We start from the raw sequence: 13,378 nt of genomic DNA on the forward strand, positions 1-13,378 counted from the left end.
TGTTCTCGTTTGCTTTTTGATAGCCCCTACAAAAGCCTTATCTTTGGCTTTATAAATACATACGTTCAAATTTGCTTTATCAGAATGAAAAAAAATTGGTTCATCCTACTTGCAATCCTTTTAGGAATAGGCGGTTTTTTCTTTTATAAGAATGCTACAGCCACCAATAAACTCATTTCTGACCTTATTCCAGACAATACATTACTTTTATTAGAAGCCTATCAGCCCAACGAAGTGGGCAATAAAAGTAAACTACAGGAATTACCCTTCACAGATTCTTTATTTCCTATTGCTACTGAATTAGAACATTATGGACTAAAAGGTGAAGGTCTCGATGCACTTTTTACTAATCGCTTATTATATTTTGCTTACATTCCGCAAGCCAAAGAGCGTATTACTTGGGCATACTTTATCCCTCTTATTTCTGAAGATGAGCCACTACTCGACCAACTGATTCACTTGGATAAAACCCGTGAAGGCTTAAGGCTGATTACTCATACTACTGCGAAACAAAAGATTCACGAGATATTTTTTAATTCCACCAAAACTGAAATCGCTTTTTTCATCAAAGATAATTTTCTAATAATTAGTCCTTCCACGCTCGTTTTAGAGGAAATTCTTTTGAGCAAAAAACATGATTGGGCTCAAAATTTATCACTTAAGGATTTGTCTACTTTTACAGAATCTACTCTAATGACTACTCATGTAAATGCTCGTGCCATTAGAGAATTTGGTATAAAAGTAGTAGAGCAAAAACGTACCTCAGCTCCCTATTTAGCCAGTATTTTGCCTCAGTCGTGGACGTGGTATCTCAAAGATAGTTTCCTTAACTATGGCGTAGAGGCATTTTCGGTGAGTCCCAATCCAGAAATCTTCGGAACACAATCAGCTAAAAAGTTTGATGTTGCCAATATGATTCCTAACTCTTGCTCAATGGTGCTTAATATTAGTGTTGACCAGTCCAGCGAGTTGAAAGATAATTGCCAAAAGCAAATTGAGTCGGATGACTATTTATCCAAACTTCAGACTTCTGCTAAAAGCGATTTTGACATAGATTTTGACGCTATTCAGGATAATATCCAAAATAGTGTCAGTTTGTTAAATCTTGAAGGCAGTGATCCCAGCAAAGCCAATAAGATTGTTCTTATCCAAAATAAGGAAATCAAAAACTTACTAAAAGAGGTTACTATCAAAGTAGCCAATGCCAAAGGACAAAAACCTTTTGCTATCCCTTATGGTTCGTTTACTGTTACAGCCTTGGGGGTACGTGAATTTCCAGCAATGGTTTTAGGACCTATTTTTTCAGGTTTTAGTAATTGTATTTTTACAGAATATAAGGACTTTATTATTCTAGCAAGTGATTTAAGTACTTTACAGGAATATCTACTTAGTATTAGTAGAAATGAGGTTTGGTCGAGTAGTAGTCGTCATCAATCGCTCCTAAAGAAGCTCGGCGAAAATAACATTGTCTGGATTTCGGAACCTAATAAAGCCCTAACTGGGCTTCAAGCCTTGCTACCTTCTCCTTGGTTCGAAATGTCAAAAGAAACCTTTGAGTCTTCAGGAATTACTTTTTTATTATATCAATCTAACGAAGAGAAATCAAAGTTTTCGTTTCTCAAAGGCGATTCATACAAAGGAAGTTCTTCTGGAAAATATGACTATAGACTATTAAAACTTAAACAATACAGTTACAATGTTGCGGGTAAACCGCTCATGTTGGTAAACCCTATTAGCAAAGCATCAGAATTACTATTTCAAACGGCTGGCAATCAACTTGTTTTATTGAATGATGGTAAAAAAATCTGGTCTACCTCGCTACAAGGAAAAATATTAGGCGAACCACAATTTTTAAAAACCAGTACGGATAAAAAACAACGTTTATTGATACTTACTACTCAGAAAGCCTATGTTTTGAAACGTGAAACAGATGGCTTTGAGGTAAACAGTAGTGCTCCTATTTCGGGCTTAAATTCAACTAGTTGGGCTGTTGCTGAATCCAACAATCAAATCAATATTATCACTTCGAATGGTTTGTGCCTAAGTTTGAACGCTGAAAGTTTAGACGAAACGAATAGCTTTAAACAAAAATCCTTAGAAAACTCGCTCGGCCCACTTCCTACGATTGGTTATAAAGGGTTAGTTTATACTGTTTGTCTTACTGAAAATGGTTTGTTGGGTATCGTCAATGAAAAGGGTGAATTTACAACTGGATTTCCTGTAAAAACAAACGTTCCAACTCTATCGGCTCCAGTATTAGACCAAACTGATGGTCAAATCGCCATTTTAGTTTTGGGACAAAAAGGAGAATTTTTCAAAATCAATATGTCAGGAAAGGTCGTACAAAAAAATCAGTTTTTTAGACCAGATACAGAATATAAATTCCAACTTTGTGCCTCCGACAAGCCCAACGATTGGGTCGTAATGAGAGGTAACAATAAAGTAGTAACTGTTTTAGATAAAAATGATAAAGAACTTTTTACGATAAAAGACCTAGCTTTTGGACGTAAATATCTCAAATACTACAACTTAGGTAGTGGTCGTAGATTTTATGCTATCTTTAACGGCTGGACTTCGTATTATTTGTATAATGAAAAAGGCGAGCAAGTATCAGACAAGCCAATTATCTCAAGCTCCGCCCCTATTATTCAATATTCAGACTCCTATAACAAACTTATTATAACAACGCATAATAATCAGAATATCGAAACGTGGTCAATCAAATTGAAATAGTTTCGTATCTCAAAACTTTAGCTGTAGTATCATCTCAACGTGCAGACCCGACTGTTGGATAGATACAAATCATAAACTATGTTATTTAATACTGTACATTTTTTAATCTTTTTTGTTATTGTTACGCTTGCGTACTTCAGCCTTGGTTGGTCAGGCAGATGGCGATTGCTTTTGTTGGCAAGTTGTTATTTCTACATGATATTCAAGCCTATCTATTTTCTGATATTGCTGAGTACCATCATTATCGATTACATCGCTGGGATACTTCTTGAAAATGAACAAAATGCCGTAAAACGGAAGCTTTTACTGGTCGTCAGTTTAATTTCCAATATAGGTATTCTGGTTTATTTCAAATATTTCAACTTCCTGAATAATAGTCTAACTGAAGTTTTGAGTTGGGCATCTATGACCAATCCCATCAAAGCATTGGATATTTTGCTACCTGTTGGATTGTCGTTTCATACCTTTCAGGCAATGAGTTACACGATAGAAGTGTATCGAGGAAACCATAAGGCTGAACGCCATTTTGGTATCTATGCCTTGTATGTGATGTTTTATCCGCAGTTGGTTGCAGGCCCCATCGAGCGCCCACAAAATGTCCTTTATCAGTTTCATCAATTTCATCAATTCAATTGGGAGAAAGTAAAAAGTGGCTTGTTTTTGATAGTATTTGGTCTTTTCAAAAAAGTAGTTATCGCAGATAGACTTGCTATGTTGGTTGATCATTGCTATAACCAACCCGAAAATAAAAATGGGCTTTCGCTCCTACTGGCTACCTTCTTTTACACCTTCCAAATCTATTGCGATTTTTCAGGGTACTCCGAAATTGCACTTGGAACGGCTCGTGTTATGGGATTTGAACTGATGGAAAACTTTCATAGCCCTTACTTTTCGAGTTCAATTTCTGAGTTTTGGAGACGTTGGCATATCTCTCTATCATCTTGGTTTAGAGACTATTTGTATATTCCTTTAGGTGGAAATCGTGTGTCAGAGTTCAGAAAATATTTAAACCAGTTTATTGTCTTTATGGTCAGTGGACTATGGCATGGCGCTAACTGGACTTTTGTCATTTGGGGTTCTTTACATGGCTTCTATTTGATAGTTGCCATTTTCAGAAATAAATATTTCCCAAACCTAAAATTACCACAAAACCTCTGGGGAAAAACCCTTAATGTGCTCAGCTCATTTATATTGGTAATGCTAGCTTGGGTATTTTTTAGGGCTAAAAATGTACATGATGCTACAGTAATTTTGCGTAAAATTAGCTTTACTTCGCTGACAGATACCTTACAAAGTCCACTTAATCAGGCTGAATTGATTTTCTGTTTTATGCTAATAGCATTATTGATGATAAAAGACTGGAAGTATTTTTATGTAGATACAAGCTCGAATAAGAAATTTTGGTTACTGACTTGTGGTTTGGCGTTTCTGACATATTTCTTGGGTGTATTTGAAACGAATCAGTTTATCTATTTTCAATTCTAGTTTTGGGTAAAAGTAATAAATAACAAGACGATGTTTTTAATAGTATATCCGTTATTTGAAGGTACTCAGAATATGTTTAAAAACTTTATTTGGCATTTGCAGAAAAACTTAATTTCCATTTGACACTCCTTACTTTTCTTGTCTTGACACAAGAAAAGTAACCGCGCGGCGGCCGCAAAAGAAAGTCAAGAAATCCTAAACTCGCCTGCGGCTCAGACAATAGGATTTCGTAAAAAGAAATACAAATTTTTCATTTTTAATGGCTTACAAAATTTAAACATGCTCTTACAATCAGAAAGATACTGCAATGCCACAGATATATGATTAATTTAATCTTTCGTGTTAGTTAATTGAGAAATTTATGATTTTTAAAGTATTAAAATATAGCTGTTTATTCGTCGCCATATTTTTATGGATTCAGGCTTATTCGCCTGTGGTATATCGCACCACAGGACCTTTGGGCTTTTTTCCAGATGATTATCGCAATGGAGATTTGTATCGTCTCTCCTATTTACCTGAGTTCAAAGACCCTGTAAAAACATGTGCTGGCACTGCAATCACCAAAGATTCAACTAAAAAGCCTGTGCATTTATATATCCTCGGGGATAGTTTTACAGAACCTGCCCGTGTTGATTCTTCGATGCTCAAGGCAGATAAATATACGTATTTGCATTGGGCAAATAGTAGCCAAATTAAGTTGGACACTAACTACCACAATATTCTCATTCTTGAGTCTGTTGAACGTACGGCACGTGAGCATTTTAGTGAGAAAGTCGATAATTACCAAATTATTGGACATGATACTATTGCTGAAGTACAAGCCCCGCAGCTTTCGTGGAAAAGACGTTTGTTCCAAAAATCAGAGGAGTTTTTGACATGGCTCTTCCCGTCTCAGGTTGAGGAACGCTTACAACATACGTTATTTAATTACGATTTCTTTTTAGAATTCAGAGAAGCCAAGGCAGCCTTCAACGAAAAAGTATTTGGAAGAGTAGAATCAGGAGTAGTTTTATCTCCTGACAAACAAGCTTTGTTTTATAGAGATGAGGCGAAAGCTTCTGAAAAAACCTCTTCTTTTTATCCTTTAGATAATCCCGAAGTAAACAAAATGATTGAGGTCATCAATGGTTCAGCGGCACATTACCAATCTGCTGGGTTCGACCAAGTAGTTTTGGCATTGATTCCCAATAAAGTGAGCGTAACTAATCCAGAACTAGGGAATTATAATCATTTGATTGAAAAAATACAGTACAGTTCTGACTTGAAAGTGCCTTTTATCGAAATTTTCAGAGATTTTAACAATTTAGGAAAAATGTATTATCTTAATGGTGATTCACACTGGAATTGTGAAGGTAAAGAGTTATGGCTGAGTAAGGTTAATGCCATTATTCAATAAGAATTTGTTAGCTAATTTTTCTAAATTCTTTACAACAGAACATCAATAAAGGACATAAAAAAACCGTCCCAAAACGTATTTTGTGACGGTAGATATATGAAGTCTTAGGTTTAGGTTGATAGAAGCGTACTTCTATCAACCTTTTTGTATCAATCTATTCCACGATTACTTTACAGATACAAACCTAAAACCTTTTCCAAATGGTCGAGATAGTAAAATCTATCTTGGAGATTTTGATTATATAACTCTCAAAACCTTGTGGTTATTGTATTAGAATTTCATTAGGAAAATGCTCCCAGCTGATTACAATAACACAATAAAGCTTTTCAAAACAGCTCCTAAACGAACTGCTTCAAATATACGTTGCTCGCTAGCACCATGACTTTTTACAGATGCCTCGTGAGAAGTAACACACATTTCACAACCGTTAATTGCCGAGATAACCAAGCTCAATAATTCAAAAAATTCTTTACCCAAAACAGGATTCATCATGATCGACATACGAATACCTGCTGGGATATTATTGTATGATTCTTTGTCCATGAAGTGACGGAAACGGTAGAATACGTTGTTGGCGTTCATCAACGAAACACAACTTGCTACTTCCAACAATTCTTTTTCTTCTACGCCTTTTGCTTTTGCCAACTCCTCCAATGAAGATACCAATAAAGTTGCCTTTTCATTGATAGCTACACCCAAAGCCAAAAGAACCGCATCTTTTTCAGACAAAGTGGAAGCTTTCAATGAATTGCTTACGTTGATTTTAAGGTCTTTGATATAACGGTGATCTGCTGAGTTTAATCTATCCAAAAACACAGAAGCTAAATCCGTTGGCAAGTTTAATTCTGCCAACAAGTTCTTTTTCGTTTCACTTGTAGTTCCAAACATGTTATGATGTTATTTATAGAATCCTGAAAGTCTTATTTGAAGAAAAGCTAACACAATCATGTTAGCCCAAAGTGTAATATTTATGTGCTTATTTTTACAAATAGCCTATAAATACACTGTATAAAATTTTAGTGGTGGTAAAGCGAAACTTAGTGATATTTATCATTTGGCATACCATAAATTGCTTCGCTCAAGTACCTTTGGTAAGGTATCTAGGAAAAGTAGCATTGTTTAATTACTCAAACAATGCTACTTAATTTTATATCAACTAAACTGACAAAGTTTCTTCGCCAGCTTTCCAGTTACATGGGCAAAGTTCGTCTGTTTGAAGAGCATCCAATACACGGATTACTTCGTCAACATTACGTCCTACTGACAAATCGTTAGCACATACCCAACGGATAACACCTTGTGGGTCAACGATGTAAGTTACACGGTAAGCGATTTTCTCGTTAGCTTCCAAAATACCTAATTCTTCAGCCAAAGATTTAGATGTATCAGCCAACATAGGGAATTTCAAACCACGAAGATCATCATGATTGTTTCTCCATGCCAAGTGAACAAATTCAGAGTCAGTTGAAGCACCGATCAAGATTGCATCACGGTCAGCAAAGTCTTCAGATTTAGCGTTGAATGCAGCGATTTCAGTTGGACAAACGAAAGTAAAATCTTTTGGCCACCAGAACATTACCATCCATTTACCTGCGTTGATATGGTCTTCAGAAGTAATATCGTAGAATTCTTTACCTTTTTCTAAAGATACAACAGCAGATTTTTTGAAAGCTGGGAATTGAGCACCTAAACCTAACATTTTAGACATTTTTTTTGTAAATTTATGATTGAATAAATATTAAAATTGTACAATTCAAATATATTATTTCACTAGTTAAAATGAATATCGTATTTGAAAAGTATTATTTTCGTTTTGACAATACAAAGGTCATCACAAAACTTTCTCGATACAAATTGATATTATTGATAGCCCTATAAAGATTATCAATACAAACATTTAAAACTATGACTATCACTCAGTTAGAATACATTATTGCGGTCGAAAATCTTCGAAATTTTGTTCAAGCTGCCGAAAGCTGTTTTGTAACCCAACCCACGCTGAGTATGCAAATACAAAAACTGGAGGATGAACTAGGAGTGAAAATTTTTGATCGTAGTAGACAACCCGTAGTGACCACTCAGATTGGAGCCGAAATTATCCAACAAGCCCGTATCACAGTTGCCGAATTTAGCAAAATCAAGGAGGTGGTGAATTCAGGTAAAAACGAGGTTTCTGGTGAAATTCGCTTGGGTGTAATTCCTACGATTGCGCCTTATTTATTGCCATTATTCCTGTCTAGTTTCTTGGAAGAATATCCAAAATTGGAACTAAAAATCAAAGAGCTTACCACCGAAAGAATTATACAGGCACTTAAAAATGATGATTTGGATATTGGTTTATTGGCAACGCCACTTCAACAGCCCAATATTATCGAGCATCATATTTTTTATGAAGAATTAGTCTTATATGTATCAAAGCAAAATGCTTTGTACCAAAAAGAATACGCCCTTTCTGAAGATATTGACCCGAAAGAATTGTGGCTTTTGGAAGAAGGGCACTGCCTCCGCTCGCAAATTGAAAATCTTTGTGAGTTAAAACGTAAAACGATTGGTTTTGGGCAGTTTGAATACCAAGCGGGAAGTTTAGAAACACTACGCAAAATGGTAGAAAGAAATCAAGGAATTACGATATTACCAGAACTTGCAACGCTAGATTTTGAGGAAAAACATAAAGGTCTCATCCGACAGTTTGCTAGTCCAGCCCCTGTGCGAGAGGTGAGTTTGGTAGCACATAAAAACTTTGCCAAAACTGCCGTGTTAAACGCCCTCAAAAAAAGCATTTTAGCATCGTTGCCCGAATCAATCAAGAATACCAAACCCCGTTCGGTCATTCAGATAAAGCAATAAGGATATTCTCAATCTGCTATTGAGTGAGTTGTGAGCGAATTGTAATTGAGTGAGTTGTGATTGAGTGAATGAGTAATTATCTAGTTTATTTTTTATTGCTGTAGACGCAAGGCATTGCGTCTACAGCAATGTCAATCTTATATTTTGCATCAAAAAGGCGGTCGAAAAATAATTTCGACCGCCTTTTTGATTCCTAAATCATATTAAAAATATAATCACTAAATCACTCATTCGTTCAATCACAAATTATTATCCCATCAACCGAGGAAGCAGGATGGCTAAATCAATTTTTGGCGACATATTGCCAGTTGAAACTTATAATAGCTTTAAGACAAAATGAAAAAAATACTGCTTGCCTTGGCATGTTCACTGGTGGGATTGAGCTTAATCAATGCTCAAAAAAATACGAAGCAATTGTTTCCTGATGGTACTCCTATTTCGAGCTGGTTTACGGTTAATAAAAAAATCGCTTTACCCCAACTCGGAAAAGCTTACGTTATTACCGATTATGGCGTCAAAAACGATAGCACTTTAGTACAAACTGAAGCCATCCAGAAGATTATTGATATAGCAACCGAAAAGGGTGGTGTCATTGTCATTCCTCAAGGTACGTTTTTGAGTGGAGCGCTTTTTTTCAAACCTAAAACCCATTTACACGTAGTAGAAGGCGGTAAATTGAAAGGCTCGGACAATATTGAAGATTACCCCAAATTACCTTCACGTATGGAAGGACAAAGCCTAGATTATTTCACGGCTTTGGTAAATGCTTATCAAGTAGATGGTTTTACCATTTCGGGAAAAGGCACTATTGATGGAAATGGCTTGAAATATTGGCAGGCGTTTTGGCAAAGAAGAAAGGAAAACCCCAATTGTACCAATTTAGAGGTTTCACGCCCTCGTTTGGTTTTTGTCTGGAAATCCAATAATGTACAGATTCAAGATGTAAACTTGCATAACTCAGGTTTTTGGACTACCCATTTGTATCAATGTAACAACGTAAAGGTCTTAGATGCACACATTTTCTCGCCAGAAAAACCTGTAAAAGCACCAAGTACCGATGCCATTGATATAGATGCTTGTATCAATGTTTTGGTAAAAGGTTGTTATTTGTCTGTCAATGACGATGCTATTGCGCTAAAAGGTGGCAAAGGTCCTTGGGCAGATAAAGTGCCTAACAATGGTGCCAACAAAAATATCATTATCGAAGATTGTGAGTTTGGCTTTTGTCATTCTGCTCTTACTTGTGGTAGCGAGGCGATTCACAACCGCAATATCATCATGCGTAACTGTTATGTGAATGAAGCAACCAGAGTTTTATGGCTCAAAATGCGTCCTGATACGCCACAATTATATGAGTATATTTTAGTCGAAAATGTCAAAGGAAATTCTCACAGTTTACTGTTTGTAAAACCATGGAAACAGTTTTTTGACTTACAGGGACGTAAAGATGTGCCTCTCTCCTATTCAGATCATGTTACTTTGAGAAACATCGAAGTGAAATGTGATATATTCTACGATGTAGCCGTGTCGGAATACGACAAACTTTCCAATTTTACTTTTGAAAACTTTAAAGTAGAAAGTAAAAACCCTGCTATCGACAAATCAGTAGTAAAAGGTTTTACACTGAAAAATGTAGTAGTGAATGGAACGTCGATTAAGTAATTTCTTCCAGTATCATATAAAAATCCCTTTGTGATGGTATAAATGCCAAACAAAGGGATTTTTTATATTTACCGATTATCATATTTATAATGGATTCTCAAAAATGTTAATGTTAATTTGCGTGAAATAAATTTTCTACGATAAATCCCAATTTTTATGCTTTACCTATTTTGGGGACTTTTGAATCTCGCGCTTATTGTCCTCTATCTAAGATTACTTTTCTTCTCCCTCCGTAACATCTCCCGGAAAAATGGCATGTTGACAGCCATTTTAGTCTTTATCCTTTTCCCAGGTACAATGAGCCAAGCAGGTACCAAAAAGGCTCCTCCTCAGTATTTTGAGATGGCAAAAGGTCATGATCCCAGCCGAATGTTTACAACAGTTTTCTCAGTAGAAGACTACAAACTTTTCAAAAAAGAAGTGATTCTTTATTATGAAAAGCATCAAAAAATCGAAGTCTTAGCTATGCAAGGCATGGAATCAGGGTGGAATACTGGCGTTCGTTGGCAACCCACTAGTATCACTGCTTATCAGGATACTAAAAGCCAAAAAATTAATTACGCTATCTCAGCAAAAGTAGAATGGACGATTCTTTCAATTCCTATTTTTACAACGCAGGAAACGATAAATGGTACATTTCAAGTCAAGGACTCCAACTAGACTATTTCAATAATTGATTAATTATATGGAGTAACACAAGGCATAACCTTGTATTTAGCAATACACACTACAGCAATAAATAATAAATCGGTATACTCTATGAATCTTATCGAATAATTTTATGGTCTTGTTTCTAGTATTTTAAAAAAATATTAAGAAAAAGTTACTTACTTTATACTTTTTTGAGAACAGGATATAATTATAATAAAATAGATAATAATGGTAGAATCAAATTCAACAAATTTTATTAAGAATGAGGAGTTTAAGCAATTATTTAACAGTTTTAAAAATTGTTATGATGGGAAAAATCCTATAGAAGTTTCATTTAGGAAGTTAGTAAAAGATATCCCAAATTCAGAACGAGCGACTCATTTTATTCATCCGTATCCTGCGAAACTACTAAGTCATATTCCCTATTTCTTTCTAAATAATAATATTTTTTCAAAACCTAATGATATTGTTTTAGATCCGTTTTGTGGTTCAGGTACTGTACTCCTCGAAGCTATTTTAGCAAAAAGAAAAGCATGGGGAATCGATTCAAATCCTCTAGCAAGATTAATTGCAAAAGTTAAAACCACAAATCTTAAAATCAGTGATATTGATGAAGCTGAAAAAAGAATTATTAATTTATATTATACTCTTAATGATGATCAGTGTAAAACACCAGATGTAATAAATATCAATCATTGGTATGAGCAACCAACTATCAAACAATTAAAAAAAATATTGAGGTGTATAGATGATATTTCTGATGAACCTCTCAAATCTTTTTTTTTAATTTCCTTTTCAGTTTGTGCTAGGAAAGTAAGTTTGGCAGATCCAAGAATTACCGTTCCCGTAAAACTGAAATTGAAAAATAATGAAATAGCAAATAATAATATTTCCAAGCTACTATCTAATTTGACATCCGTGAATGTTTTACAAAAATTTTTAGAAATAGTAAAAAATAATAAAAAGAGACTGACCAATTTAAATGTGTTAACCTCTGAATATAACATCGAATCAAAGATAATTGGAGATGATTGCAGATTCATAACATCAGATCTAATTTCTAAGAGAAAACTCGAGGAGGAAACAATTGATTTCATAATAACCTCTCCTCCATATGCAGGAGCTCAAAAATATATTAGAGCCTCTAGTTTGAACATAAATTGGACTAAAATTGCTTTTCCAAATGATTTAAAAATTTTAGATGGAAAGACAATTGGAAGAGAAAATTACCAAGTTAAAGACTTTAAAGATTTTAAAGAAACAAGTTTAGAGGAGGCAAATTCCTTTCTAAGGGATATATTCACTGTAAATAGGTTAAGAGCGCATATTGCTGCAAATTATTTAAACGAAATGGAAATAGTTTTTTCTGAGTTGTTTAGAGTATTGAAAAAAGATAAATATATGATTTTGGTTGCTGCCAACAATTTGATCTGTGGAAAACAGTTTTTAACTCAAAAGTTTTTAAAAGATTTAGCAATAAAACAAGGATTCGAAATAGTTTTTGAACTTGCGGATGATATACATTCATATGGTTTAATGACTAAAAGGAATAAAACGGCTAGTTTAATTACAAGAGAAATTGTCACTATATTCAAGAAAAAATAGATATTTTATGTATGATCAGCAAACTTTTGATGAAATACTTTATCAAAAAATAAAAGTCTTGAGCGAAACCATTTGGGAGGGTAAAGTGAAAAGAGCAAATATAACAAGTTGGCTTGAAAACTTTGATGATGCAAAAGAAAAAACAAATGCCCTTTATTTGTTATCTCAATTTATGTACTTCGGAAATATTCAAATGCGCGAAATGCTAAAGGTTCTTTACAGAGATTTATTTAAATATCAGGTTGTACGTAGGATTAGAGAAAATAACCATGATACTACAGATTTTGAATTTATTACCTCAAAATTTAACCATGAGTTAAAAAATACAAGGTTTTTAGGAGTGGGAAATCCCTCTGAGAGTGGCACTCATTTACTCTATTACTTTAGGCAAGAAAACTCTCTTCCGCGCTCCCTTTTCATAAACTCATCAGATATATTCGCCGATGATAATAATAGGAATCTCAGAGAGCCTCAAATACGGAATTATATATTTATTGATGATTTTTGCGGGTCTGGAGTCCAAGCGAAACTCTACTCAAAAAATATAATTGAAAAAATTAAAAAAATCGATTCTACTATTAATACAGGATATCTAATGTTATTCGCAACTAGCACAGGTAAAAATAATATTCAGCAAAAAACTCAATTTGATTCAATAGAAGCAGTTTTCGACTTGGATGATTCATTTAAATGTTTTGGAGATACTTCGAGATATTACGATGAAAACCTTCCAGATTTTATAAGCAAAACTTCTATGAAAGGAATTGCAACAAAACATGGTAAAGAAATGATGAAAATACTGGCGTCTTATGAAGGAGTTGAGAGTCACAGGATAAATCAATATTCAGATAATCATAAACTAGGTTTTTCTAACTGTCAGTTACTTTTAGGTCTCTATCACAATACTCCTGACAACACTCTTCCAATATTTTGGTTCGAAAACGAGCAAAAGAAATGGAATCCTATTTTTAAACGATATCGAAAAATATACAACTAATA

10 protein-coding genes are annotated in these 13,378 nt (G+C 34.5%); 8 read left to right on the top strand and 2 right to left on the bottom strand.

Translation table 11 applies throughout. The annotated features are described in order from the left end of the window. Window positions 1-84: 84 nt before the first annotated feature. The 3 genes from QM481_RS00385 to QM481_RS00395 all read left to right on the top strand — a co-directional run bounded on the left by QM481_RS00385 (window position 85) and on the right by QM481_RS00395 (window position 5,614). Window positions 85-2,733 (top strand): hypothetical protein, encoded by a 2,649-nt coding sequence (locus tag QM481_RS00385; RefSeq protein ID WP_283380209.1) that lies wholly within the window; start codon window positions 85-87, stop codon window positions 2,731-2,733. A 78-nt stretch (window positions 2,734-2,811) separates the two neighbouring features. Further along, window positions 2,812-4,218 carry an MBOAT family O-acyltransferase gene (locus QM481_RS00390; RefSeq protein ID WP_283380210.1) on the top strand — a complete coding sequence of 469 codons (1,407 nt, stop codon included), beginning with the start codon at window positions 2,812-2,814 and terminating at the stop codon, window positions 4,216-4,218. Window positions 4,219-4,579: 361 nt separating this feature from the next. Continuing rightward, a complete protein-coding gene (locus QM481_RS00395) occupies window positions 4,580-5,614 on the top strand; it encodes a hypothetical protein (RefSeq protein ID WP_283380211.1) in 1,035 nt (344 codons plus the stop codon). A 303-nt stretch (window positions 5,615-5,917) separates the two neighbouring features. Here the strand turns inward: QM481_RS00395 and QM481_RS00400 are convergent, their stop codons facing one another. Next, window positions 5,918-6,502 (bottom strand): carboxymuconolactone decarboxylase family protein, encoded by a 585-nt coding sequence (locus QM481_RS00400; RefSeq protein ID WP_166549365.1) that lies wholly within the window; start codon window positions 6,500-6,502, stop codon window positions 5,918-5,920. Window positions 6,503-6,770: 268 nt separating this feature from the next. Then, a complete protein-coding gene (locus QM481_RS00405; RefSeq protein WP_095164092.1) occupies window positions 6,771-7,322 on the bottom strand; it encodes a peroxiredoxin in 552 nt (183 codons plus the stop codon). A gap of 197 nt (window positions 7,323-7,519) precedes the next feature. Here QM481_RS00405 and QM481_RS00410 point away from each other — a divergent pair, with 197 nt between their 5' ends. From QM481_RS00410 to QM481_RS00430, 5 genes are all read left to right on the top strand, one after another. Continuing rightward, complete coding sequence (locus tag QM481_RS00410; RefSeq protein WP_166549366.1) at window positions 7,520-8,461, top strand: hydrogen peroxide-inducible genes activator; 942 nt, start codon at window positions 7,520-7,522, stop codon at window positions 8,459-8,461. 336 nt (window positions 8,462-8,797) lie between these two features. Beyond that, on the top strand, window positions 8,798-10,123 hold the full coding sequence (locus QM481_RS00415; protein ID WP_283380212.1) for a rhamnogalacturonidase: 1,326 nt from the start codon (window positions 8,798-8,800) through the stop codon (window positions 10,121-10,123). Window positions 10,124-10,279: 156 nt separating this feature from the next. Then, window positions 10,280-10,783, top strand: coding sequence for a hypothetical protein (locus tag QM481_RS00420; protein ID WP_283380213.1), 504 nt, complete (start codon window positions 10,280-10,282; stop codon window positions 10,781-10,783). Window positions 10,784-11,002: 219 nt separating this feature from the next. After that, window positions 11,003-12,379: a DNA methyltransferase gene (locus tag QM481_RS00425; RefSeq protein WP_283380214.1), complete on the top strand. Its 1,377-nt coding sequence runs from the start codon at window positions 11,003-11,005 to the stop codon at window positions 12,377-12,379. A gap of 7 nt (window positions 12,380-12,386) precedes the next feature. Next, complete coding sequence (locus tag QM481_RS00430) at window positions 12,387-13,376, top strand: phosphoribosyltransferase-like protein (protein WP_283380215.1); 990 nt, start codon at window positions 12,387-12,389, stop codon at window positions 13,374-13,376. Window positions 13,377-13,378: the final 2 nt, after the last annotated feature.

The sequence above is a fragment of the Flectobacillus rivi genome (assembly GCF_030056655.1).
GTDB classification, from domain to species: Bacteria; Bacteroidota; Bacteroidia; order Cytophagales; family Spirosomataceae; genus Flectobacillus; species Flectobacillus rivi.